This is a genomic window from Synechococcus sp. SynAce01 (genome assembly GCF_001885215.1).
Lineage (GTDB): Bacteria > Cyanobacteriota > Cyanobacteriia > PCC-6307 > Cyanobiaceae > Regnicoccus > Regnicoccus frigidus.
Genome location: NZ_CP018091.1, coordinates 171,132 through 195,989, shown reverse-complemented (window position 1 = coordinate 195,989; position 24,858 = coordinate 171,132). Strand labels below are relative to the sequence as shown.

Below are 24,858 nucleotides of genomic sequence, written 5' to 3'. Positions count from 1 at the left end.
AGTGATCAGACCGCCTGCAGCTGCCGAAGTTGCTTCTCCAAGCGCTGCCTCAGGCGGCCCTGAACCAGGTTGCAGAGTTCCTCCACCAACGGGTCGGCCACCGTGTAAATCAGGCGCGTGCCATCACGTTCGCAACGGATCAGGCCGGCACGCTGTAGTTGGCCGAGCTGACGGCTGATGTGCGACTGGCTGAAGCCCGTGGCTTCGATCAGGGAGGTCACATCCCTGGCCTTGCCGTGCTTGAGCTGGCAGAGCAACTGCAGGCGTGCCGGTTCACTCAGGAGCCGAAAGAAACCGCTGAGTTCTTCGAGGAGCTCGGGGCTGGGCATGGAATCGGCGGCGGCCATGAATGGTCTTTATGACGCTCAAAGCATTATGCCAAAAACATGTCAACCCTGGCGCCTAACTCCACTGCGCTCATAAAAAAAACGCTTCTAAGCTCTTTATGCGGTTATGCTCATAGCAGTTGCCGTTGCTCTCCCATGGCCGTTGCTCGCGCTCCAGCGTCTGCCGCCCTGTCCCTGGCCGCTGCAGCCGGTGGTCAGCCCCTGCTCTTCCGCCAGCTCTTTGACGCCGGCACCGGCACCTTCACCTACCTACTCGCCGATGTCAGCAGCCGCCAGGGCCTGCTGATCGATTCGGTTTTCGAGCAGCACGACCGCGATCTCTCCTTGATCCGCGAACTGGGCATCGAGCTGCTGGCCTGCCTCGACACCCATGCCCACGCCGACCACGTGACGGGCAGCTGGCTGATGCACGCCGCCACCGGCAGCGCCATCGGTTTGGCCGCCAGCGTCGGGGCGGAACACGTGAGCCTGCCCCTGCAGCACGGTGATCGGGTGGCCTTCGGAGAGCGGGCCCTGGAGGTGCGCGCCACACCGGGGCACACCAATGGCTGTCTCAGCTTTGTACTCGACGACCACAGCCTGGCCTTCTGTGGCGACGCCCTGCTGGTGCGGGGCTGCGGCCGCTGCGACTTCCAGCAGGGCGACGCCCATACCCTCTACCGCTCGATCACCGAGCAACTCCTCTCGTTGCCGGAGTCCTGCCTGCTTTATCCAGGCCACGACTACACCGGCCGAGGCGTCACCTCGGTGGCTGAGGAGAAGGCCTTCAACGCCCGCCTCGGTGGCGAGGCCAACGAACGCGATTTCGTCGTCTACATGGAGACGATGAAATTGCCCCACCCCCACCGCATCGCCATCGCCCTGCCCGGCAATCTGCGTTCCGGCAAACCCCGCGAGGATTCAACGGCCGGAGGTGCCTCCTGGGCGCAGGTCCAGCGCAGTTATGCCGGCCTGCCCGAGCTGCCGCCGGCCTGGCTCGCCAGCCATCGGGGCGAGGCGGTGGTGGTGGATGTGCGCTCGGCCGAGGAATTCGATGGTCCCGATGGTCGCATCGCCGGCAGCCTGCTGATCCCCTTGCCCGAACTGGAGGCACGGACCGCTGAGATCCCAAAGGATCAACCCGTCGTGGTGCTCTGCCACTCCGGCAGTCGCTCGGCTCTGGGGACCCAGCTCCTGCTCAAGGCAGGACGTCCCCAGGTGGCCAACCTTCGCGGCGGTCTGCGTGCTTGGCAGGCCAATGGCTACCCCCTCAACTTCGCCGACGCTTCATCCCCACAGCCTCGACCACAACTGCCTTGACCACACGAGCCATGACCTCCCAAACCCCACGCCAGCTGGCCGACCAGCTCAAGAGCGACCCGATCAGCGTCGTCGACGTGCGCGAGCCGGTTGAATTCAGCAGCGGATCGATCCCGGGCAGCCGCAACATTCCCCTCTCCCGGCTGGGCCGCACCTCCCTCCCCGAGGGACCATTGGTGTTGGTTTGCCAGAGCGGCAACCGCAGCGCGAAGGGACTGGCCGAGCTGTTGCGGCGGGGACACCCTGATCGCCTCACCGATCTCAGCGGCGGCATCGACGCCTGGCAGCAGGCGGGGCTGCCGATCCACAAACGCAGCGGCGCTCCCCTGCCGCTGATGCGCCAGGTGCAGATCGCGGCCGGGGGGCTGGTGCTTCTCGGTGTGATCCTCAGCACCGTGGCACCGGGATGGATCTGGCTGGCTGGCTTCGTGGGGGCTGGCCTTGTTTTTGCCGGGGTCAGCGGCTTCTGCGGCATGGCCCGCCTGCTTGCTGCCATGCCCTGGAACCGGGTGAGGGCATGATCACCTCCACCGCCCTGCTGTTGATCCTCGGCGGAGCCCTGATCGGCTTCCTGCTGGCGGTGCTCGGGGCTGGTGGTTCGATTCTGTTGTTACCCCTGCTGATCAGCGGTGCCGGGCTGCCGGCCAAGGAGGCCATTCCCCTTTCCCTGGTTGTTGTGATTGTGTTGGCGCTGGCCAACATCGGCCCTTACCTGCGCCGCCGCCAGGTGGCCCTCCGGCCCGCCCTGGTGTTGGGCGTGCCGGCATTGGCGGGAAGCTGGATCGGCGGCAGCCTCGTCAAGGCCGGCTTGATCTCCGAACCGGTGCAGCTGGGGATCTTCGCTGTGGCGGCCCTGGTCGCCTCCTGGCTGCTCACCCGGCGTGGCCCGGCCGCAGATGAAGATGATCGCACCCACTCAGCCAGCGGGACGCTGCGCCGGCCAGCCGCCCTGGCCGTCCAGGGGGTGTTGGTGGGTCTGCTTACCGGCATTGCCGGCGTTGGTGGAGGCTTCGCGCTAGTGCCGGCCCTGGTGCTGCTGGCCGGTTTGCCGATGCCGCTGGCCAGTGGCACCAGCCTGCTGCTGATCATCACCAACAGCCTGGTGGCCCTCGAAGCCCTGGGCCACTGGCCGGCGGCCAGCCTGCCGCTGGTGCTGCCCCTGCTGGCTGGCGGGGCGATCGGCGCCGGGCTGGGCCAGTGGCTGGCCCCCCGGCTCAATGACCGCAAGCTGCGGCGCGGTTTCGCGGCCCTGCTGATCGGCTCGGCCCTGCTCAGTGGCATGGAGGCTGTTCGCCGCCAGACCGCCAGCGCCCAACGTGCCGCGCCGATCAGCTTCCGTTCTGCTCCCCTATCCCTGAGGTCCATGCCATGAGCACACGCACGTTTGAGTTCCGGCTGTGCAGCAGCCACGGTGCTGCCGACCCTGCCAGCGATGAACTTCTGGTGGAATTCCACGCTGACTCCGGAGACTGGCAAGCACAACACCCAAGCCTCAGCACACCAGGGTTCCGGCTCTACCTGCTTTCGTTGTTGCTCTGCCAGCACTTTTATCTGGTGGCCAATGCCCAGGAGCGGGCCATTCCCTTGCAACGGGTGGAGGGGACGTTCACGGTGATCACCAGTTCTGACTGGATTCTTGAGCAGGTGAATGGCCACTTCCGCCTGACGCTTGATCCTGGAGCGCCCGCCGAGGAGTTGGCCCGCGCCGATGACGAGGCCATCGCCTTCATCAGTCGGCGGATGAAGCTCTGCCCTGTGTCGCGCAACCTGCCAGCTGCTGTGGAGAAAGCCATCAGCTTGGAGTTGGCTGAAGCTTGAGCTGACCAGCATCAGCTTCTTTGTGAAGGAGTTGTTGTCCAGAACTGGAATCAGAGCCTGCTCTTGTTACTTCTTGCTATTTGCAAAACTGCCAACTTGATTGGCATTGCCGCATCAATGCAGGCCTGGTGTCTTTGCTCAATACCAGAATAATTTGCTGCAACAGTGACAAATATCCGTAAATGTATTTTTTATCAATACACTCAAAAGAAGGCAGTCTTTATTGTGTTATCGCTCAAGAATGCTTGACTGAGCCGGCCGATCTGTGCGTATCGCTACAGGCTAAACGCTCTCCGGCAATGACTAGCTCAGTAATGAGTTAAGATCCACGCTAACCGCTTTGCATAGATCCAATGATCTTGATTAAAATCAGCAATCCTAGTTCTGTGGTGGCATCAAGGATTGGTCGCTTCTTTGCGAAGCTAACTCCAAGCGGCTTTGATCAAAATAAAGTTGAAGAAGCCTTCATCAAGCAACTTGTTGAGCAGATGGCAGCCCAAGGCATTCAGGGAGAAGTGGCTTCTGTGGAAGGTATCGATCTTTATAATAAAACCATAAAAATTGAAGAGAAAATCCAGATTGGCAGGTACAGGATGATCTGACGGTTACTTTTCGCTATGGCGAAGAAGTCAACGTCCAAGGCTTCAGCGCCGTTTCACTTTAACGCGATGTCACCTGCATTTCGTCCCCTGCTCTGGGCCAGTGCTGTCGCAGGAGGAAGTCTGAGCTATGCCTCCACCGCTTGGCTGCTGAGTGGCCTGACCCCATCGCCGTTGATGAACGCGATGTTGCCGGCTCTCAGCAGTGTGCCGGCCCTGTTTGCGTTGCCACGGCGGCGGTCGGGCTATCTGCTCAAGCTGGTAGCCGTACTGCTGTTGTTGCTTGCCAGCCTCGGGATTCCTGGGCGTTCACCGTTGTGGGTTCTGCTGGCTGCCGTTCTGCTCGCCCTGGGTGAACGCATCAGCGTTCTGCCCATGCAGCAGACCTTGCTCAGGGGCTCGGACCTCAGCGTGAATCAGTTGCGTTCGAGTGGTGACCTGGGGCAATGGATCGGCACGGTGCTGACGGGCGTGCTTTTCCCGTTGGGCCGTGCCTTGGCCCAGTACGTCAACGCCTTGCTTCTGCTGCTGCCCCTGTTGCTGGTGTCACTGCGTGCTGAGCCTGGGGCCGAGGCGGGGATGCCAGAAGAGCCGGTTCCTCAGGAGCTGGACCAGCGCTCGCGTCCCCATCAGGATCAGTTGCATGCCGCCTCCCTGGGTCAGGGGATGTTGTTCGGGGGGCTGTTCGCGATGATCGCCCTCTGGGTGCGCGAGTTGGGGAGCGGCAATTGCTTCGACTTCGGCATGGTTCTCAGCGCCTATCTTCTGGGCCGATCGCTGCGTCGCTTGTTCGTTGGCTTGGCGCCTCCCGGCCGCTATGGCCTGATGGCCGCCTTGTTGCTCGCCACCCAATTTGTGCCGGGCTGGGGCGCCGTGGCGCTGTTTCTGCCCTTGGGTGGAGTGGCCGCCGCAAGCGATCATGGGCTGGCCGAGAGCATCGATGCTGAGGACAAGGCGATGGGCTGGGACCGCCTGGAGCGCTCCGGGAGTGTGGGAGGTTTGGCCGGCAGCTTGGGTATGGGGTTGCTGGCCCAGCTGGCCGGACTGTCCTACGCGTTGCCCATGCAGCTGGGTGGCTTTGGGTTGGCCGTTCTGTTCAGTCTTCGGCGCCCGCGATCACCCGGTGGTTCTACGCGGGTCGCTGCCAGCTGCGATGCCCCAGGATAAAACCAGCCCCGCTGACAGACCCGCTGAATGGCCTTGATGAAATTCTCTCTACCTTTGAAGCCCCTTGTGCTGCTGCTCGGAACGCTTGTGGCCCTGTTGCCGCCGCTGCAGGGAGCAGCCCATGCAGAACAGGACGCCTGCAGCGATGCCATGACCACGGTCGAAACAAGCCGCTGTCTGGTCAAGGTTCTCAGGAAGCTGGACCAGGAGCTGGAAGAGGCCTTGGGCGGCGTTGCCAAACAGGCGCAAGCCGTGCCTGAAGATGATTTCCAGGGCCTCTGGCGCGACAACCTCAGGAACGTCTTCCGCACCAGCCCTGATCCGATCAGGCAGGCAGAGGCCTTTCGCCGCGAACGGCGCAAGGTCTGCGCCTATGCCAAATCATTGAGCTTTCAGGGCAGTGGCTATGGCATCTTCACCACATCCTGTGAGATTGAACTGAGCAAGACGATGCTTGATCAATTCCGGCCTTGAAGCCAACCTGATCAGGGCTTTGTTGTAACGGCACGCTGGCTCCAATCATTCTTGGGCCCAGCGTTGCGTGCATTGTGTTGAAGAACACTTCATCTCTCCGTCGGGATAGTCAAATCCTGCTCTCTTGGCGTTCTTCTCGACATCGGCGGGGGCTCCTCCGGAGAAAGTCCTGGTTGTTTTTGCCTCTGCCACCGGGGCCAGGGAGGAGAGGAGGAGCGCGCCAGCCAGGAGAAGAATTCGCATGGGTCAAAATATACTCATCACCATTGTAGCTCAAATCCACTGACATGCCTACTTGGCTTAAATTATCGAAACCACGAGGTTTGCTCGGTCGCGATTAGGCAATAGCAAAATCCTATTGATCCTGCTTTTAAGAGTCTCATTAGCGATGATTTCTAGTTACAAGCAAGAATGCCAAGCCCAACATTCAAGCCAAGGCCTTCGCCCAAGCCAAGGCCTTCGCCCGATCCGAGGCCATCAGCCAATCCAAATCATCGCCGCCGCTGACCACAAAGCAGAGCAAGCCATCGATACTCAGTCAGCATCAAGCGCAGCCGCTCCAAGTTCAGCTCCCTTTTCAAGAATGGCGGCCCGCCTGTGTGGCCGAACCAAAAGGCCGTCCTTTGGGGAGGGGCTGGGAATGACCCTGAGGGTGAAGTCCTGATCGGGCTCCAGCGCCAAGCTCAGCTGCTTGAGCAGCCCCACCGCAAGCAGCCTGATCTCCAGTTCGGCCAGCGCCTTACCCAGGCAGACCCGCTCTCCGCCACCGAACGGCAGCAGGGTGGCGGTGCAGGTTCCCGAGAGATGGCGCTGCGGCCGGAAGACCTCCAGATCTTCGTTGCCGCTTCCTTGCCGGTGGCTGGCGGTGATGCTCACCTGCACCACCTGATCGGCTGGAACCAGCACATCCGCCAGGGCAAGCGGCTTGCGGGTGCGGCGGAAGAAGCCCCCCACCGGCGGGGTCAGGCGCATCACCTCTTTCACCACGGCATCGAGCCGTGGCGCACGGCTGGCGTCGTAGGCGGTTACGGCCTCAGCCTGCGCAGGAGGCCAGGGCAGGCCGTCAAGCTCTTGCTGCAGCCAGGCCAGCTCGGCTGGATGCTGCAGAAGGCTCAGCAGCAGGCAGCTCAGGGACGAGGCGGTGGTCTCATAGCCGGCAAAAAGCAACAGCAACAGCTGCTCGGCCACGTCGTCATCGCCAAGGGGTAGGCCGGCTTCATCGAGGCCACCGGCGAGCAGATCAAGCCCGCCAGCGGCAAGAGGCTCACCAGCTGCAGCGGCACTTTGCGCCTTCTTGAGCACCGCGCCGAGGCGGCGCAGCAGGCGCTGACGGGCCTGAAGGGCTTTGGCGTAGGGGCTGCCTGGCAGGGCGAACGGCAGGGAGAACAGGCCCTGGCACCAGGTCTCGAAATCGCCGAACAGGGCATCGCGATCAACGGGATCAAGCCCCAGCACCGTGCTGGCGATCACGCTGAAGGCAAAGCGCCTCAGCTTGGGCACCAGCGCCAGCGGCGCTTCTTCGCTGAGAAGCTCGTTGTTGAGGTCATCGACCAACGCCACGATTGCCGGGCTGTAGCGCTTGAGAGCAGACGCGGCGAACAGCTGTCCCACCACCCGGCGGCGGGCCTTGTGATCGGCGCCGTTGCGGTTGGCCAGCGACAGGGGGCCCAGCAGCTTGCGCACACTGTCTGGCCACCAGCCTTCGAGGGCATCGCCGCCGGCGAACAGGTCGCTGATCGCCTTCTCCCCCCGGATGAACACGGTGCGCTGCCCAAGCAGGGTGGTGCCATAGACATCGCCGTAGCGCTCAAAGCGCGAGCGGGCAAAACCGGGATCACGCAGAAACGAGAGGGTCTCGAGCACCCCGCTCACGGCGGGTGTGGTGGGCAGGGGCCGGAGGCTGGCGGGATCGGGGGGCAATCCAGGGTCGAGGGCCAATCAAAGTCGCTCGTGGTACGCACCAGGCTGCCGGAACAACGCCGCTATCGCGGCAGCCTTTCTTTGGCGCGCCACGATGGACGCTTCATGCGTGCGCCGAGCCCCGTGTCCACCGTCGATCCCGCTTTGGCCGAGGCTTGGCCTGTTGCGGTCCCTGCCTTGCTGGAGCTGCTGGCGCAGGTGGAGGGGATGGGATCGGGCCGCCGCCGGCTTGTGCTGCTGCTGCCCCAGCTGGGCGATTTTGACAGCCTCGAATACGCCCAGGCCCTGGTGCCCGCCTTGCCGCGGCTGGAGTCTGCCGGCATTGCCGTGCTGGCGATCGGCATCGGCGCGGAGGCGGGCCGGAAGCGGTTCTGCGCCTTCACCGGGTTCCCCCTGCAGAACCTGCTGGTGAACGCCGAACCCCAGCTGCATCGAGCCCTGGGGCTCTACGAAGGCTTGCAGCAGCCGGGCGGTGCCTGGCCGAACCTGTTGTTGATGTGCGCCGGCATTGGCTCACCGGGCACCTTGGCCGAGGTGCTGCGTGGTTACACGGGCGATCGCAGCGCTCCCCAGCGCATCGCCGACGACGACACCATCCAGGCGGGCCCGCTGCCGCCGATCAAGGGTTCCTTCTTTGCCAAAGCGGGCGGGAGCGGGTTCCAGCGACCGTTTGAGCTGGCCACGATGCGGCTGCGCAACATGGCTGAGGTGCTGGGCCATTGGCGCACCTACGTCCCACGGGATGACTTCCTCACCCAGCGGGGCGGCACCTTCCTGTTGGGCGTCGACGACACCCTGCTCTACAGCCATCGGGACGCGGGCATCCTCGGCTTTTCGGCCACGATGGCCAGGCCGCTCAGCTTCCTGGATCCTTTCCTCAGCTGATGCCTGCGCCAGCCACGCTGGAGTCCATCCGGTTGCCAGCATCGAGGGCCCTCTGCCTTACGCCAACCAGTGCCCAGCTCCAATCGCCGAGCCAACTTGCTGGACCACAATGCCGGCCACTGGGAAGGCAGCTTCATCCGCCTGGATGGCCAGGGCCTCGAGAGCGAGCGCTTCGGTACACGCCTGCACGTGCAGGAATTAGACGGCCAGATCGAAGCGGCTCTCACTTACCTGAACACCGGCAAGGTGGCGACGATGCGTTTCGTTGACCCACCGGACTTGATGACAATCAGCCCCGAGGGCCACTGGAGCCTCGGCCCCGACAAAACTGGCCCCTGGCCAGCCGTGATGGAGCTCTGCCTGGTGGATGGCGAGCGCCGCCGCCGGGTGGTGGTGCGTCATGGCGCCGAACGACTTGAGAGCGTGGTTGTCGTGGTGGAGGCCCGTCCCGGAGTTGCCGATCCCGCTCCGGCGCAGCCCCTGCGAGCTGTGTTGGTGGAGGGTGACGAAGCCCCTGCCAGTTGCTCCTGGCAGCTCACCGCCGACCTCACCCTCACCACTGCGCTGGAGCGGCGCTTCGGCGATCCCTTGGCGGTCAAGCTTTGCTGGCAGCCCGAGCCGGGCCGGAGGCTGGTGATCGAGCGTGGCTATGGCGCCAACGGCCTGCCCCAAGCGCAGCCGGCTGTGCTTGCCAGGCTGGATCACCTCGGTCCAAAACCTTGGTAACCCCCGGTGAGTGAGACCACCATCGCGGTGGCTCTCGAAGGGCAGCTGCGCCTCGATGACCAGCCCGCCTTCCACGAGGCTGCGGCCCTAGCCCGCCAGCATGGTGAGCGCCTGATCGTGCTGGTCTGCCGGCGCGAGGGCCAGCGGCTGCGGGGTCCCCACCAACAACGGCTGGAGCGAGAGGCCATGGCCTCACTGCAGGCCAACCTGGCGGCGGTGGCCATTCCCCTGCTCCAGTTCCCGCAGAGCACCACCGCCGAAGCGCTCGAAACGATCCGTGGCCTGGTCGTCCCCGCTGTGGTGCTGCAGGGCCAGGAGAGCCGGCTTTTTGCCGATTGGCCGATCCCGGCCGAAACGTTTCCGCGGGTGTTTGCGGAGTTCCGTCGCGGCTTGCAGCAGGCTCCGCAGCCACCGCTGCCGCCAGCCGATCTCACAGGCCTCGGCGCTGGGCTGGAGGCTTGGCCCCAGGCCTGGCTGCAGCCGCAGCAGCCAATCCCAGCGCCCGAGCCCAGCGCATGCGATCCACGCAGCGCCTTCCCCTTCTGCGGCGATGAAGCCACGGCCCTCGCCCGGCTGCAGCACTACGTGTTCGACTCCACCGGCCTTCGCGACTACAAGGCCAGCCGCAACGAACTGGTGGGCACGGAGTTCTCCTCGAAGTTCTCCCCCTTCCTGGCGATCGGGTCGCTCTCGGTGCGGCGGATCTGGCAGGAGCTGCTCAACTACCAGGCCAGCCATGGCGCTGATGAGGGCTCTGAATGGATGAAGCAGGAATTGCTCTGGCGTGAGTTTTTCATCTGGTCGGAGCAGCGCCACGGGGCGGCCTTCCATGCCCCCGGCGGCATCCAGCAGCGACCACCCCAGTGGGACGCCAACCGCGAGCGCTTTCGGCGTTGGAAGCTGGCACAGAGCGGCCACCCCTTGATTGATGCCCAGCTGCGCGAATTGCGCGCCACTGGCTACCTCTCCAACCGGGGTCGCCAGTGGGTGGCCTCGCACTTCATCAACGAGCTGCGTCTGCCCTGGACCTGGGGCGCCCGCTGCTTCGAGTGGTGGTTGATCGACGCCCATCCCGCCCTCAACACGGGCAACTGGGCCTATCTGGCTGGTGTGGGCTCCGATCCCCGCAGCTTCGGTGGAGCAGCACCACGCCGCTTCGATCTGGAGCGCCAGGTGCGCCGCTATGACCCTGATCTGACGCACCAGACGCGATGGTCTTAACCCTGATTCTGGGCGATCAGCTGCACCGCGAGTGGTTCAGCCCTTCGGCGCTGCAGCTCGCCGCCGGCAGCCGGGTGCTGATGATCGAAGACCACGGCGTGGCTTCGGCCTATCGCTACCACAAGTTGCGCTTGCTCCACACCTTCGTGGCGATGCGCAGCTTCCGTGATGCCCTTGTTGAGCAGGGCTTGGCGGTGCGTTATTTCGAGCTGGCCGATTCCTTGGCTGTGCCGTTCTGGCAGCGGCTCCGATCGGAACTGGGCGATGGCGACACCCTGCAGGTGGCCGAGATCGCTGATCGCCGCTTTGAAGCAACCCTGCAACAGTTCTGCCAGGACCACGGCGTGCAGCTGAGCGTGCTGCCTTCGCCCGCTTTCCTCGAATCGATTGCCGAGAGCCAGGCCTGGTTCGAAGGCCGCCGCCGCCCCTGGATGAAGACCTTCTACCAACGGCAGCGCCAACGCCTGGGGCTGCTGCTGGAAGCCGACGGCACACCCAGCGGCGGCCGCTGGAGCTTCGACACCGAAAACCGGCGCCGCTTGCCGAAGGGCTATGACGAGCCATCCCTGCCTGCCGTTGGGGCCAGTGGCCATGAGCCGGCACTGCGCAAGCTGATCGAGAGCCAATTCGCGAACAACCCCGGCGAGCTGGGCGATCTCTGGATCCCTTTTGATCACGCCGGCGCCGATGCCTGGCTGCAACGCTTTCTCCACGACCGGCTGAACGGGTTCGGCCCCTACGAAGACGCCCTCAGCCGAACGCACGACACGCTCCACCACGCGCTGCTCTCGGCGCTCCTGAACATCGGCCTGCTCACGCCCGCTGCTGTGATCGCCGCCACCTTGAAGCATGTGAGCGATCGACAGGACAGCGAACAGGCGTTGCCGATCGCCTCGCTGGAGGGGTTTCTGCGTCAACTGATCGGCTGGCGCGAGTTCGTGCGCGGCATCGATCGGGTGCATGGCGAACGCCAGGAGATCAGCAACTTCTGGAACCACCACCGCCAGCTGGCGCCCTGCTGGAACGACGGCAGCAGCGGCCTGCCGCCCCTGGATGCGGCGATCGAGCGAGTCAATCGCCTCGGCTACAACCACCACATCGAGCGGCTGATGGTGATCAGCAACCTGATGCTGCTGTGTGAGATCCACCCCAAGGAGGTGCAGCGCTGGTTCATGGAGCGCTACCTCGATTCCTACGAATGGGTGATGGGCCCGAACGTGTACGGCATGGGCCAGATGAGCGATGGCGGCCTCTTTGCCACCAAGCCCTACATCGGCGGCTCCAACTACATCCTTAAAATGGGCGACTTCAAACGCGGCCCCTGGTGCGAGATCTGGGATGGCCTCTACTGGCGCTTCATTGACCACCACCGCACCTTCTTCCGTGCCAACCCCCGCCTCTCGATGATGGTGAGCCTGCTCGACAAGATGGATCCAGAGCGCCGAGCTGGCTTAAGCGCTGCAGCTGAAGCTTTCCTGGCGCGCGCCACGGTTGTGCCTTGATTTTCCCGATCGTTGCCGTGGCTGAGGGAGCCACTGATTGGGAACTCTGGGAAAATCCCCTCCACAGTGAAAGGCTTGTGGCCACAGAAGCCCGCCCGCCAGGACTGATCCAGCGCTACCGAGAAGAACTACAGGTGCGTCACTACGCCCGCCGCACTGTGAAGACCTATGAGCAGTCGCTCAGGCGCTTTCTGCGGTTTCACCAGCTGCGGCATCCCCGGGAGATGGGTAGTGCCGAAGTGAATGCCTTTCTCAGTCATCTGGCCGTGGAGCAGCAGGTGAGTGCCTCCACCCAGAACCAGGCCCTGGCGGCACTCCTGTTTCTTTACCGGGAACTGTTGGATCGCGATCTGGAGCTGGAGGGGGTGGTGCGGGCCCGCAAGCGCCCACGGCTACCCGTGGTGCTGACGCCGGAGGAGGTCCGTTCCGTGCTGCAAAGACTGTATGGAGTGGAGGCGCTGGTGGCTGGCCTGCTGTATGGCAGTGGGTTGCGGCTGATCGAAGCCCTGCGGCTGCGGGTGCACGATCTTGACTTCAGCCGACACGAGCTGATGGTGCGTGATGGCAAAGGGGGCAAGGATCGCCGCACCCTGCTGCCGGAGAGCCTGGGAGTCCGGCTCAGAGGGCATCTTGAGGCGGTGAGACAGATCCACCGGGAAGACCTGGCCCAGGGCTGGCAATGGGTGTTTCCGCAGCATCAGCGGTGGCGCGACGCCTCCTCCGGACAACAGGGCCGACACCATCTCGACCCCAGCCTGATCCAGAAGGCGGTGCGCCGCGCCGTGCTGGCAGCTGGACTAACCAAGCCAGCCACCTGCCACACCTTCCGCCACTCGTTCGCGACCCATCTGCTGGAGCGGGGGCAGGACATCCGCACAATCCAGGAACTTCTGGGGCACAGTGATGTCAAAACCACCATGATCTACACCCACGTGCTGAACAGGGGACCGCTGGGGGTGAGCAGCCCGGTCGATCTTCTGTAACCAAACAAACAGATGGTTATCGGGTCCGCATAAACTGCTAGGGGCTTGCAGACTCAATCTGAGAAATCTGTGACGGCAGGGCTTTCCTGCCGATGCGAGGATCAGGACGAGTGCTTAGGCTGGTTAGATCCACAGACAAGAGGCGGTTACCGGACCCGCCTAATCAGCGTTGAACAAAGCCGCTACGCGGCAGATTTAAAATCCAAGCATAATATAACGACTTCGAGTCGGAGCTTCGTCTTGTCTTTGAGGCCATCCCACGTGGTTGATGCTGCGGACCAAGGCTGAACAATTCCTGTTGTGTTCTGACTGCGGAGGTCTTCCGAGAACACACTGAGGGAAGCGCATCTATTGATGCGCCCACTCCCTTCGTCTTTCCAACGGGAAGCTACCGCAATGGATCCTGCTGAACAGGAGCGCTTTGATGGCCTGTTTGATGCGAACCTGCAAGCGATGAGGCTGCATGGCCTACGCAGCAAGACGATCGACAGCTACAGCCGAACGCTACGTCGAGTGACCGGTCATTTCGACCGTTGCCCTGATGATCTCAGCCCCTCTGAACTCAAAGACTACTTTGCCGCTTTGCTTGAGCAGTATTCGTGGAGCACGATCAAGGTCGATCTCTGCAGTCTGCAGTTTTTCCATCGCTATGTGCTCGATCGCGAGATGGAGTGGATCAAGATCATCCGTCCACCTCGAGTTCATAGCCTGCCGGATATTCCAACTCGCGAGGAAGTGCACAGGCTGATCAATACGGTGCGCAAGTTGCGCTACCGGATTGTTCTGCTGGTGATCTACAGCCTGGGCCTGCGCATCAGTGAAGGTCTGGCCTTGGAAGTGTCCGACATCGACGGTTCACAGCGACGCGTGCATATTCGCGATGGCAAGGGCGGCAAAGATCGCTACGTTCCGATGCCGGCGTTGACGCTGGAAGCCATGCGTCGCTTCTGGACGACTCACCGCCATCCCCGGTTGCTGTTCCCCAGTCCGGCCGGCAGCCAATTCATCGTGCGGATCGCCAGTGCACCGATGGATGCCAGCGGCGTGCAGGCGGCACTGAAAGCAGCTCGCCTGGAATGCGGGATTGAGAAGAGGCTCACGGTTCACTCGCTGCGGCACGCCTACGCCACGCACCTGCTGGAGCAGGGAATGGACCTGCGCCTCATCCAGTCCCTGCTCGGGCACAGCCATAGCAACACCACAGCCCGCTACGCCCACATCACCAAGGTGGTCCGCGATCACACCGGCGATCGCATTGAAACGCTGCTGAGCGGCTTCCAGCTGCGCTGGGTGGAGGAGTCATGATTCTTCTCTCCCAATTGGTGGAGCGTTACCAGGGCGACCTGGAACGCCGCCATGGCCCTCAACTGCTGCCGAGTCATCGCCAGGCTCTGCAGGCGATGCGGCGCTGCCGCCGTCAAGGCAGCGACCTGATGGTGCTGCAATGTTCTGACTGTGAACACACCATCAAGATCCCCCATTCCTGCGGCCATCGCAGTTGCCCGCACTGCCAGCACCATGAAAGCCAACAGTGGATTGAACGGCAACGAGCCAAGTTGCTACCTGTGCAGTATTTCCTGATCACCTTCACGGTACCGGCAGAACTACGGCCATTGATCTGGCAGCATCAGCGCACCGCCTACGATCTGTTGCTGAAAACAGCCTGGCAAACAATTGATTCATTCGCTCGGCGTGACCCGAAACTCAAGGGGCAGATCGGTGCCCATGCTGTACTGCATACCCATAACCGCAAACTCTATTTCCATCCACACGTGCATCTGATTGTGCCTGCAGGTGCTGTGAATCAGCAGCGTCAGGAATGGAGGACTAAGGCGACACAGTACCTGTTTCATGCTGCCAACCTGGCCAAGGTCTTCCGTGCCAAGTGGTATGAGGGAATGCGGCGACTTGGCTTGCAAATTAAGACAGCCCTGCCGCAGGAATGGGTGGTGAACTGCAAGCATGTGGGACGTGGCGACAAGGTCTTGCTCTACCTTGGTCGCTATTTGTATCGAGGCGTTCTACCTGAGAAGAACATCCTTTCTGACGCGGATGGCAAGGTAACGTTCCGAACGACGGACAACCAGGGACACGAGACAATCCAGACTGTGCCCGGGGGTGACTTCCTCTGGCTGCTTCTGCGGCATGTACTGCCTAAACGGTTCCGTCGTGTCCGCGATTTCGGCATCCTGCATGGCCATTGCAAGCGACTGATTCAGCTGGTGCAACTCCTTCTCAGGGTGTCGCTACCAGATCAGCCAGCAGCGAGCCAAAAGCCCCCCATTCTCTGCCCACGTTGCAGAGGGGTGATGAACATCATCGCCGTGCGGGTGCGCAATATGGCACCACGATTGTGTTGAGCCGATCAAGAAAGGCCTAGAAGATCAATCGAGAGATAGACCCTATAGCCTGATCCAGGCCGATCCCTATGCAGAGAACTGGCCTGCCAGTACGGTTGCGCCCTTATACTAACCAGTGACGCAACGCCAGAGTCATGTGGGTCATGCGACAGGCCATTGCCCCCACAGTGAATCTGGAGCAACTGTGAAATCAGGCTGGATGTTTCTGCAGTAGGCCTTGGATTTCTGAGTTGCGGGCTTGTTCAACTTCGGATAAGATCGTGGCTGCGCACGATCTATCCATATTCGTTGAACAAAGCCGCTACGCGGCAGATTTAAAATCCAAGCATAATATAACGACTTCGAGTCGGAGCTTCGTCTTGTCTTTGAGGCCATCCCACGTGGTTGATGCTGCGGACCAAGGCTGAACAATTCCTGTTGTGTTCTGACTGCGGAGGTCTTCCGAGAACACACTGAGGGAAGCGCATCTATTGATGCGCCCACTCCCTTCGTCTTTCCAACGGGAAGCTACCGCAATGGATCCTGCTGAACAGGAGCGCTTTGATGGCCTGTTTGATGCGAACCTGCAAGCGATGAGGCTGCATGGCCTACGCAGCAAGACGATCGACAGCTACAGCCGAACGCTACGTCGAGTGACCGGTCATTTCGACCGTTGCCCTGATGATCTCAGCCCCTCTGAACTCAAAGACTACTTTGCCGCTTTGCTTGAGCAGTATTCGTGGAGCACGATCAAGGTCGATCTCTGCAGTCTGCAGTTTTTCCATCGCTATGTGCTCGATCGCGAGATGGAGTGGATCAAGATCATCCGTCCACCTCGAGTTCATAGCCTGCCGGATATTCCAACTCGCGAGGAAGTGCACAGGCTGATCAATACGGTGCGCAAGTTGCGCTACCGGATTGTTCTGCTGGTGATCTACAGCCTGGGCCTGCGCATCAGTGAAGGTCTGGCCTTGGAAGTGTCCGACATCGACGGTTCACAGCGACGCGTGCATATTCGCGATGGCAAGGGCGGCAAAGATCGCTACGTTCCGATGCCGGCGTTGACGCTGGAAGCCATGCGTCGCTTCTGGACGACTCACCGCCATCCCCGGTTGCTGTTCCCCAGTCCGGCCGGCAGCCAATTCATCGTGCGGATCGCCAGTGCACCGATGGATGCCAGCGGCGTGCAGGCGGCACTGAAAGCAGCTCGCCTGGAATGCGGGATTGAGAAGAGGCTCACGGTTCACTCGCTGCGGCACGCCTACGCCACGCACCTGCTGGAGCAGGGAATGGACCTGCGCCTCATCCAGTCCCTGCTCGGGCACAGCCATAGCAACACCACAGCCCGCTACGCCCACATCACCAAGGTGGTCCGCGATCACACCGGCGATCGCATTGAAACGCTGCTGAGCGGCTTCCAGCTGCGCTGGGTGGAGGAGTCATGATTCTTCTCTCCCAATTGGTGGAGCGTTACCAGGGCGACCTGGAACGCCGCCATGGCCCTCAACTGCTGCCGAGTCATCGCCAGGCTCTGCAGGCGATGCGGCGCTGCCGCCGTCAAGGCAGCGACCTGATGGTGCTGCAATGTTCTGACTGTGAACACACCATCAAGATCCCCCATTCCTGCGGCCATCGCAGTTGCCCGCACTGCCAGCACCATGAAAGCCAACAGTGGATTGAACGGCAACGAGCCAAGTTGCTACCTGTGCAGTATTTCCTGATCACCTTCACGGTACCGGCAGAACTACGGCCATTGATCTGGCAGCATCAGCGCACCGCCTACGATCTGTTGCTGAAAACAGCCTGGCAAACAATTGATTCATTCGCTCGGCGTGACCCGAAACTCAAGGGGCAGATCGGTGCCCATGCTGTACTGCATACCCATAACCGCAAACTCTATTTCCATCCACACGTGCATCTGATTGTGCCTGCAGGTGCTGTGAATCAGCAGCGTCAGGAATGGAGGACTAAGGCGACACAGTACCTGTTTCATGCTGCCAACCTGGCCAAGGTCTTCCGTGCCAAGTGGTATGAGGGAATGCGGCGACTTGGCTTGCAAATTAAGACAGCCCTGCCGCAGGAATGGGTGGTGAACTGCAAGCATGTGGGACGTGGCGACAAGGTCTTGCTCTACCTTGGTCGCTATTTGTATCGAGGCGTTCTACCTGAGAAGAACATCCTTTCTGACGCGGATGGCAAGGTAACGTTCCGAACGACGGACAACCAGGGACACGAGACAATCCAGACTGTGCCCGGGGGTGACTTCCTCTGGCTGCTTCTGCGGCATGTACTGCCTAAACGGTTCCGTCGTGTCCGCGATTTCGGCATCCTGCATGGCCATTGCAAGCGACTGATTCAGCTGGTGCAACTCCTTCTCAGGGTGTCGCTACCAGATCAGCCAGCAGCGAGCCAAAAGCCCCCCATTCTCTGCCCACGTTGCAGAGGGGTGATGAACATCATCGCCGTGCGGGTGCGCAATATGGCACCACGATTGTGTTGAGCCGATCAAGAAAGGCCTAGAAGATCAATCGAGAGATAGACCCTATAGCCTGATCCAGGCCGATCCCTATGCAGAGAACTGGCCTGCCAGTACGGTTGCGCCCTTATACTAACCAGTGACGCAACGCCAGAGTCATGTGGGTCATGCGACAGGCCATTGCCCCCACAGTGAATCTGGAGCAACTGTGAAATCAGGCTGGATGTTTCTGCAGTAGGCCTTGGATTTCTGAGTTGCGGGCTTGTTCAACTTCGGATAAGATCGTGGCTGCGCACGATCTATCCATATTCGTTATACGGACTAGGGAGCCGATGCTACAGATATTGACAATGGCAAAGTTCGTGATTAGCTTTTAGGCAGATTCATATCTGCCATGAACTTGCCACCTGAATTTGATGTGACACAAATCTCAGAAACTCGTGATGTTATCTTCACGGCTCATGCTGAAACAAATCACAGGAAGGCGCATCGCATTTGCGAACGACACGCACAGTAAAGACTATTTCTATGCACTTAATGCTGCAGGAACAGCTGCCCTCTCAGTGGATGTGCCAGAAGAATTCAGCGACAATGAACTGAAGAATTTTGCCGAACAGCACTTTCCAGCTCCGCGATAGTAAGAGCCTAATCTCTTGGACTTTCCCTTGTTTTCTTCATATTGATTTCAGTAGCACAAGCAGCGGAACGAGGGGGGTGCAGCACCATAAACCAAGAGTTCATTAGCCGTCTAACATCAAGGTACTGCGGACGGAAGTTGACATTCATGTTAAATCACAGAGCTACGACCTGCCACTGATCTTGAGCGTTACTCGTTTAGACTTTTCCGAACAGCCCGCTACTTGCAAAGAGAGACTACCACGCTCCGCCTTGCCCCCATGAAGTTAGTAAACACACTTATGCAGCACTTGGGACAGCCCGAGATTGCTCCGTCCTCATATGTTCGTAGCCGGCACATCGAGTTAGCGACTTCAATAACTGGGCGTTACAAGATATACCTAGACACTAGATATTGGATAATGTTTCGTGACGTGGCCATAGGTCGGAGGACTGACGAGAACCTCGTTGCACTTCTCGATCTAATTCGTAATGCCGTTGAATCCGAGCGTGCAATCTGTCCCATTTCGCAGGATAGCTTTGCTGAGATCTTCATGCAAAGCGATCCAGATACACTTTTGGCAACTATTCGACTGGTTGATGAACTATCTGGGGCCATATGCCTTTCGGACTCTCGATTAGGTAGCAAACTCCGCACACCTCAGGAGTCGTTCCGGCCGTGCTTGACAGCTGCAGATGGCATGAACCACACGCTCGGTCATTGCCGCCAGATTGAACCGCCGATTGAAGCGGTAGCTGAAGGCGCCCAAGTAGCGATCAGCGTACTTTTCGAAGCGAAGGGCATGGAAGCTGCCGCTGAAGCTGGTTTTCAAGTTGCTGAGCACCGTGTTAATCCAACGGAATTCTGGTAATTCATTGGGATGACGACCCTTTACGACCACAGGATGATGGAAGCAACCGACTTCTGCAACGGCGCGAAAGCAAGCCAGCCCATCGGAGATCACTTCACAGCCTATCGCCAGTGAATCTTGGGCCCAATCAGCAATAGCGGCAAAAGAGAACGTGGGCACGGTGGCAAGTTTTATATACCGGGGGTGGCCCGCCTCATCGACAGAGACGGCTGCCACGACCGGCACCTTGTTCTCCGATCCACGACCAGGCTTGCCACCACAGCGTTCTCCGCCAAGGTAGGCATCATCCACCTGCACCCTTCCTCTGAGGACATAGGCGCCATCACGTTCTTTCATTGCCTGCATGATCTTGTTCTGAAGCAACCATGCCGTTCGGTAGTTCACACCGAGATGACGCCTCAGAGCTAGTGAGGAGATTCCTGTCTTGGCTTGGCCGACGAGGTAGAAGGCAAGGAACCAGGTGGTCAGAGGTAACTTTGTTGCCTCCAAGATGGTACCGGCCGTGAGGGTGGCTTGATGACGACAGCTCCGGCACTGATAGCGCTTGTGGCGCCTGCCAATGATGAGCCCGTACTCCTTGCCCTCACAACGTGGGCAACGGAAACCATCAGGCCAGCGCGCCTGTTCCAGGGCAACTTCACATTTTTGCTCGGTTCCGTAGAGCTCAATAAACTGGGGCAGCGACAGGCTGGCCTGGAACTGGATCCGATTCATAGCCATGGCAGTGACGACTGGTATATGCGTACCAGCCTAGGTCCCAAAAGGGCTGCCTGCGGAGCTTGCTGCCTAATCAAGTTCGGACTTGTTCACTCGAATAGATGCTGAATTATGGTATTTCTTCGCTCAGCATAAAGGAGAAATTGATACAACGCACGATATAAGTTATTCGATATGGACGAAATGTGGCTATGTCCTTGGGTATGTGGCACCTCAGTCAAAGTCATTTACCAGGGAGCAGTCTGATGCTATTGAAAAAGCATTTTTTGATCAGATGTGGAATGCAGACTTTGCCGATATATTCCAACATCTTGGATGTCGCCCAGAGTGGAAGCCCATCCCCGATTCTGCAGATAAGTACAACAAAGGAAAGTTTGCCAACGCAAATGAATTCAGCTCGTTTAAACAGCTGTTCATGATTGAACTGGCTGGTATTCTGAGTCTTCTAAAAGACTCCCTTTCGAAGATTATGTTTCAGATTTATCTGAGTGAAGCTGGAGCAGGTGCAGATCTGAATGCGAAACCAGACCCTTCGATAGGTCAGACAGCTGCAAACTTGATATACAACATTTTCAAGCTAGACAAGATGGAGGATAAGTTGCCAACTCTGACGACATTCGTCACTCTTCACGCGGCTTTCCGATGGCAAAGAAACAGAAGATACAAAGTCAACAATCTTGCCGATCTTCGCCATGCCGGAATGGCCCTGCCTTACTGCGATATGTTCTTAACTGAAAAGCCGTTGTGCCATTTGATTCACGAGAAACACCATGGCCTTGCAGAACGCTTTGTGTGCAAGACCCATGCAGAACCTGATCTTGCTATAGTATCACTTACTGAGGCAGGCGTATAACATCAAGATGCAGCGGGCGGGTCCTGTATTGCTTGTCTCGAGCGATGAGATAGTATCCGCCGCTGATCTTGAGCGTTGGACTGACTCCTTTACCTTGGTGGCACTGTGATTCTGAAAGACATTCTCGCGAGGGGTTACTTTCCCAGAGAACTCCCGAACCCGTTCACAACTGAAACGCTTGCTAGCACCTGTACCGCACCAGGTGCCACTCTGCCTTCAGGATTTCAGGTTGACTCTAGCCAGCGTAATGGTCGACTAGAGACGACAAAGCCGGCACGTTACTCTTTAGCCCGTGGTGGTCTTCTTCGCCGCGCCCTAGATGTTCCAAATCCAGTCAGTCAACATGCACTGGCACTTGAGATAGTATCTAACTGGGCCGACTTAATTCCGGCCGTAGGTGGTACTATTATGTCGGCAACAAATCCAGTATTCGCATCCTCGGGAAGGGCTATACAAGCGTCTAAGCCCCAAAGCCATCGTGCGCTAGACGCAGTCGAGTCAAGGCGCAACAACAGATTTATTCTAAAGACAGATATTAGTCGTTTCTATCATTCAATTTATACCCATTCCCTTCCTTGGGTGCTGCACACTAAGGCGGTTGCCAAACGAAAGCGAGACAACACGCTATTGGGAAACCGGTTAGATCTACTTGTGCGATCCGCGCAAGACGGACAAACAGTCGGAATACCAATTGGGCCTGACACATCTCTAGTTCTTGCTGAAATACTGATGCAGGCCTGTGACAAGGAATTGATAAATACCATTCCAGGCCTGCGAGGTCATCGCTATATTGACGATTACGAACTTGGCTTTAGAAGTAGGACGGAAGCCGATGAGGCGTTTCATCGACTAGAGAGCATCTTGGCAAAGTATGGATTAGCCTTAAATCCAAGGAAGACAAAGGTAATTAATTTGCCGGCGCCACTTGATTCGACTTGGGTGGCTCAATTGAGACGACATCCGCTCGACTCTGCAAAGGCAAGATCCCAGCTAACCGAACTGATTGACTATTTTACTCTTGCATTTTACTTGGCGGAAATTCATTCAAGTCAACCAGTCTTGCAGTATGCAGTTGCCCGTGTGAGTGGTATCAAAATCGATCCCAGCAACTGGAACATCTTTTGCACTCTGCTCCTCAACTGCGCAGTTCCGGAACCAGCCTGCCTTCCGTATGTACTTCAGACACTCATTCGCCGCGTGAATGATGGTGAACCCTGCCCCCATGCAGCCCTAGAGCAGGCACTCTGCACGATCATCACGGAACACGCACGCCTTGATCACACCAGCGAAGTGGCATGGTCGCTGTGGGCCTGTCTCGCATTGAGAATCCAGATTGATTCTGCCTCAGCATCGGCACTTGTTGAGTGCGACAACTCGTTTGTTGCACTTCTCACGCTGCATGCAAATGACATAGGGCTCATACCCGGAGGCATAGTTTCTACCCTGTGGAGCAGCTATATGACTACTGAAGCGCTCTACGACGAGAACTGGCTACTAGCTTATGAAGCGAATATCAAAGGGTGGCTTCCGTCGGTTCATGGCGTCGACCACGTGAATAGCGATCCGCGCTTCAGCTTTCTCAAGAGTGCTGGTGTCAGTTTTTATGATTTGGCCGCTGCAGCACCACCTGCTACGGCTCCTGTCCCTGAACCAAGAGTACCATCAATGTCCCCAACAGGGATTACCCAATACTGAGGGTTATAGCAGCAGTCCAACATGGCCATGCACCTGAGCCGCGCCGCAGGGTGTCTGTTTACGCAAGAAGAATCTGCGGCCAGGTGATGGAAAGCGTTAGGTAGACTCCGATGACGAATGGTGACCCATGACTCTCATTCAGATCTGGAAGGAGAATCCTGAGCAGATTCGAGCCAAGCGCGTAGACCAGATCATTGGATTCGCGGGTGATGGAAAGCTCGGCGACAACAACTCGGCACCAGCAGAATTCCGTAACTTTCTGGCCAGAGTCCCAGGCGATCTTATTGGCAAGTATGCTAACGATTGCCTTGAAAGTGCATTCAAGGATTCCGGTTTAGCCCTACAGGATATAGTCAACGAAATTGCCTCACGGCTGGGATTTAAAGTTGATCCAGGCCGATATCGTGGAACCAAGAGTGATATTGGGCATGACGGCATTTGGACTGCGCCGAACAATCATGCGATTGTTGCAGAAGTTAAGACCACTGATGCATATCGGCTCCCAGTAGAAACTGTTGCAACGTATCGCAGGCGGCTCATTAAAGCTGGCCGGATTAGCGAAGACCAGTCGTCAATACTAATCATTGTAGGGCGCGAAGACACTGGTGAACTTGAAGCCCAGATTCGCGGCTCTCGCTATGCTTGGGATGTTCGCCTGATATCTATTGATGCTCTCTTGCGTCTAATGAAGATTCGCCAGGATCTTGATAGCCCTTCCGTTGAAGCACGGATTCGCGAAGTTCTCATCTACCCGGGAGTACACCCGGGTAGATGAGATCATTGATCTTGTCTTTTCGACAGCAGAAGATATCCTGGAGGAAACCCCGGAAGAGCTAGCTGGCGAAGACGGAAGCGAAGACACCCCAAGCGGAAGGGATCCAAAAGAGCGAGAGAAGCCTGTCTCCTTCAATCTTGCATGTGTAGACAAGATCGGAAAGTTCTTTAATGCAGATCTAACCAAGCAATCAAGGGTGGTTTTTGGTGATCTTGATTCAGGCCTCACAATAACTTGTGCCGTGTCCAAGGAGTATAAGAATTCTAGTGGGCCCGGTTATTGGTTTGCGTTTCAGCAGCACCAACTTGAGAAGCTGTCTGAGGCATCATCTGCATATGCGTGCTTTGGCTGTGGATCGCCAGAACAGATTGCCGTTTTACCTTTAGAGTTCATCAAGTCTCAGCTAGAGGGGATGAATCAGACCATTCGGGAAGACGGCCGCCTCTACTGGCACGTACAAATCCACAGGGAGGCTGAAAAATGGGTAATGCATCGACGCAAGGAGTATGAGTGGCCAGAGATCACATCTATGATGCTTCTGGGAGTTGAAGGAGCTACCTAACATCCAGATACAGAAGGCGGGAGCAGAAGGAATTGGCTGAGGCTATGAACAAATGCCCGCTTCTGATCTGGAGCGTTCGAAGGGTCGGCGAGATTTATATCTCGTCCCTTTATCTTTCTTGGTTGTGGCTCTATGTTGCATTGCGGAACTCACTTCCTTACTGCCCAGGCAACACCCGCTCAGCTTCACCTGACTGCTGCAGATTATTCTGGTTATCTGCTGGTTTCTGATTGCTCAGCAACGTCAGCACCCAAACTCCAAGAACGACAATAATGACCCACGCCCAACGACTTGAACCATGCCTGACCACCTGAACTTCTTTGGAGGCTGATTCCAGGGTCTTCTTCCTGATTATCAACTCAGCTTGCAGCCGTTAGTCCAAAGCTGGATATTCATCTTCACCAAATGCAAGCTCAACAAGTTTAAGTGAAAGAGTACGAATCTTCAGTGTCGCATTTGTAATGCTCATTCTCGACAGAATCGCGCATACGCTTTCTGTCTGTTCGACCACTGGATGATCCTGATATGCTGGTTCTGTTGCCCGGTTACTGGGCATCCAAGGTTCATGTGCTCTGCCTGGATACCACCGCCAGTTGGATTCCATTAAGCCGAAGCGCCTTTTCCCTTCGCCGTAAAGAAATGCGTTGACTCTTGAACGGTGAAGACCAAGAGACTCAGCAATCTGCCTACCAGTACGCCCCGGCTGCCTCAGTACTGCCCGAATAATCTGGAGCTTTGTACTTTCAGCGTAGGTTGCCCCTCGACCACGACCTGTGCTGGTCATCGCACCAAGTTTTTGGGTGAGTGTACAGGATCCCCATTCACGCCGTCTTGACTGGCTTGAGTTAATACCAAACCCGTTGTGACTCAGAAGGTAGCAGAGGTGAATAAGTTTATCAGCATTGCGTATTCGCATCACTTCCAGGATTTAAAATCCCGGTCCTAGAGCTGGAGTCATTTATTCTCTTGGGAAAACTACTCGGTGAATGCAGATATTTTGCGAATTAAGCTAG

The 24,858-nt window shown here is 58.5% G+C and carries 24 protein-coding genes; 20 read left to right on the top strand and 4 right to left on the bottom strand.

The window, feature by feature from the left end; genetic code table 11:
* Positions 1-5: 5 nt before the first annotated feature.
* The gene (locus tag BM449_RS01040; RefSeq protein ID WP_071801821.1) at positions 6-329 is read right to left on the bottom strand and encodes a metalloregulator ArsR/SmtB family transcription factor; all 324 of its coding nucleotides are present in this window, start codon (positions 327-329) and stop codon (positions 6-8) included.
* A gap of 153 nt (positions 330-482) precedes the next feature.
* On the opposite strand from BM449_RS01040, the gene BM449_RS01035 reads away from it, so the two are divergent.
* From BM449_RS01035 to BM449_RS01005, 7 genes are all read left to right on the top strand, one after another.
* Positions 483-1,646, top strand: coding sequence for an MBL fold metallo-hydrolase (locus tag BM449_RS01035; RefSeq protein WP_071799723.1), 1,164 nt, complete (start codon positions 483-485; stop codon positions 1,644-1,646).
* Positions 1,647-1,657: 11 nt separating this feature from the next.
* On the top strand, positions 1,658-2,167 hold the full coding sequence (locus BM449_RS01030; RefSeq protein WP_083544311.1) for a rhodanese-like domain-containing protein: 510 nt from the start codon (positions 1,658-1,660) through the stop codon (positions 2,165-2,167).
* The gene (locus BM449_RS01025) at positions 2,164-3,018 is read left to right on the top strand and encodes a sulfite exporter TauE/SafE family protein (protein WP_071799722.1); all 855 of its coding nucleotides are present in this window, start codon (positions 2,164-2,166) and stop codon (positions 3,016-3,018) included. The genes BM449_RS01030 and BM449_RS01025 overlap by 4 nt, the downstream gene beginning before the upstream one ends.
* Positions 3,015-3,464: a hypothetical protein gene (locus BM449_RS01020; RefSeq protein ID WP_071799721.1), complete on the top strand. Its 450-nt coding sequence runs from the start codon at positions 3,015-3,017 to the stop codon at positions 3,462-3,464. The genes BM449_RS01025 and BM449_RS01020 overlap by 4 nt, the downstream gene beginning before the upstream one ends.
* A gap of 353 nt (positions 3,465-3,817) precedes the next feature.
* Entirely contained in the window at positions 3,818-4,066 is a 249-nt protein-coding gene (locus BM449_RS01015; protein WP_071799720.1) for a hypothetical protein, read from the top strand.
* A gap of 66 nt (positions 4,067-4,132) precedes the next feature.
* Positions 4,133-5,230, top strand: coding sequence for a hypothetical protein (locus BM449_RS01010; RefSeq protein WP_071799719.1), 1,098 nt, complete (start codon positions 4,133-4,135; stop codon positions 5,228-5,230).
* Between the two features lie 54 nt (positions 5,231-5,284).
* The gene (locus BM449_RS01005; RefSeq protein ID WP_162922812.1) at positions 5,285-5,704 is read left to right on the top strand and encodes a lysozyme inhibitor LprI family protein; all 420 of its coding nucleotides are present in this window, start codon (positions 5,285-5,287) and stop codon (positions 5,702-5,704) included.
* 534 nt (positions 5,705-6,238) lie between these two features.
* Here BM449_RS01005 and BM449_RS01000 read toward each other — a convergent pair.
* Positions 6,239-7,576 carry a cytochrome P450 gene (locus BM449_RS01000; RefSeq protein WP_071801818.1) on the bottom strand — a complete coding sequence of 446 codons (1,338 nt, stop codon included), beginning with the start codon at positions 7,574-7,576 and terminating at the stop codon, positions 6,239-6,241.
* 255 nt (positions 7,577-7,831) lie between these two features.
* Here BM449_RS01000 and BM449_RS00995 point away from each other — a divergent pair, with 255 nt between their 5' ends.
* From BM449_RS00995 to BM449_RS00955, 9 genes are all read left to right on the top strand, one after another.
* Complete coding sequence (locus BM449_RS00995) at positions 7,832-8,509, top strand: AhpC/TSA family protein (RefSeq protein ID WP_071801817.1); 678 nt, start codon at positions 7,832-7,834, stop codon at positions 8,507-8,509.
* Between the two features lie 69 nt (positions 8,510-8,578).
* A complete protein-coding gene (locus tag BM449_RS00990) occupies positions 8,579-9,235 on the top strand; it encodes a DUF3598 family protein (protein WP_071799718.1) in 657 nt (218 codons plus the stop codon).
* A 6-nt stretch (positions 9,236-9,241) separates the two neighbouring features.
* A complete protein-coding gene (locus BM449_RS00985) occupies positions 9,242-10,456 on the top strand; it encodes an FAD-binding domain-containing protein (protein WP_071799717.1) in 1,215 nt (404 codons plus the stop codon).
* Positions 10,447-11,958, top strand: a complete 1,512-nt coding sequence (locus BM449_RS00980) for a cryptochrome/photolyase family protein (RefSeq protein ID WP_071799716.1) — start codon at positions 10,447-10,449, stop codon at positions 11,956-11,958. The genes BM449_RS00985 and BM449_RS00980 overlap by 10 nt, the downstream gene beginning before the upstream one ends.
* Before the next feature lie 77 nt (positions 11,959-12,035).
* Positions 12,036-12,941, top strand: a complete 906-nt coding sequence (locus BM449_RS00975; RefSeq protein WP_071801816.1) for a tyrosine-type recombinase/integrase — start codon at positions 12,036-12,038, stop codon at positions 12,939-12,941.
* A gap of 396 nt (positions 12,942-13,337) precedes the next feature.
* A complete protein-coding gene (locus BM449_RS00970; RefSeq protein WP_071799715.1) occupies positions 13,338-14,246 on the top strand; it encodes a site-specific integrase in 909 nt (302 codons plus the stop codon).
* A complete protein-coding gene (locus BM449_RS00965) occupies positions 14,243-15,301 on the top strand; it encodes a transposase (RefSeq protein WP_071799714.1) in 1,059 nt (352 codons plus the stop codon). Before BM449_RS00970 ends, BM449_RS00965 begins: the two co-directional genes overlap by 4 nt.
* Before the next feature lie 515 nt (positions 15,302-15,816).
* Positions 15,817-16,725, top strand: a complete 909-nt coding sequence (locus tag BM449_RS00960; protein WP_071799715.1) for a site-specific integrase — start codon at positions 15,817-15,819, stop codon at positions 16,723-16,725.
* The gene (locus tag BM449_RS00955) at positions 16,722-17,780 is read left to right on the top strand and encodes a transposase (protein ID WP_071799714.1); all 1,059 of its coding nucleotides are present in this window, start codon (positions 16,722-16,724) and stop codon (positions 17,778-17,780) included. The genes BM449_RS00960 and BM449_RS00955 overlap by 4 nt, the downstream gene beginning before the upstream one ends.
* A gap of 1,229 nt (positions 17,781-19,009) precedes the next feature.
* Here the strand turns inward: BM449_RS00955 and BM449_RS00950 are convergent.
* The gene (locus BM449_RS00950; RefSeq protein ID WP_071799713.1) at positions 19,010-19,963 is read right to left on the bottom strand and encodes an IS1595 family transposase; all 954 of its coding nucleotides are present in this window, start codon (positions 19,961-19,963) and stop codon (positions 19,010-19,012) included.
* An 82-nt stretch (positions 19,964-20,045) separates the two neighbouring features.
* Here BM449_RS00950 and BM449_RS14835 point away from each other — a divergent pair, with 82 nt between their 5' ends.
* From BM449_RS14835 to BM449_RS00940, 4 genes are all read left to right on the top strand, one after another.
* Positions 20,046-20,813: a hypothetical protein gene (locus tag BM449_RS14835; protein ID WP_145537223.1), complete on the top strand. Its 768-nt coding sequence runs from the start codon at positions 20,046-20,048 to the stop codon at positions 20,811-20,813.
* Positions 20,814-21,221: 408 nt separating this feature from the next.
* Positions 21,222-22,508 (top strand): RNA-directed DNA polymerase, encoded by a 1,287-nt coding sequence (locus tag BM449_RS00945; protein WP_071799712.1) that lies wholly within the window; start codon positions 21,222-21,224, stop codon positions 22,506-22,508.
* Between the two features lie 127 nt (positions 22,509-22,635).
* Complete coding sequence (locus tag BM449_RS14830) at positions 22,636-23,283, top strand: hypothetical protein (RefSeq protein WP_145537231.1); 648 nt, start codon at positions 22,636-22,638, stop codon at positions 23,281-23,283.
* Complete coding sequence (locus BM449_RS00940) at positions 23,228-23,845, top strand: hypothetical protein (protein ID WP_145537235.1); 618 nt, start codon at positions 23,228-23,230, stop codon at positions 23,843-23,845. The genes BM449_RS14830 and BM449_RS00940 overlap by 56 nt, the downstream gene beginning before the upstream one ends.
* Before the next feature lie 373 nt (positions 23,846-24,218).
* On the opposite strand, the gene BM449_RS14825 is transcribed toward BM449_RS00940, so the two are convergent.
* Positions 24,219-24,629 carry a hypothetical protein gene (locus BM449_RS14825; RefSeq protein ID WP_145537238.1) on the bottom strand — a complete coding sequence of 137 codons (411 nt, stop codon included), beginning with the start codon at positions 24,627-24,629 and terminating at the stop codon, positions 24,219-24,221.
* Between the last annotated feature and the right edge of the window lie 229 nt (positions 24,630-24,858).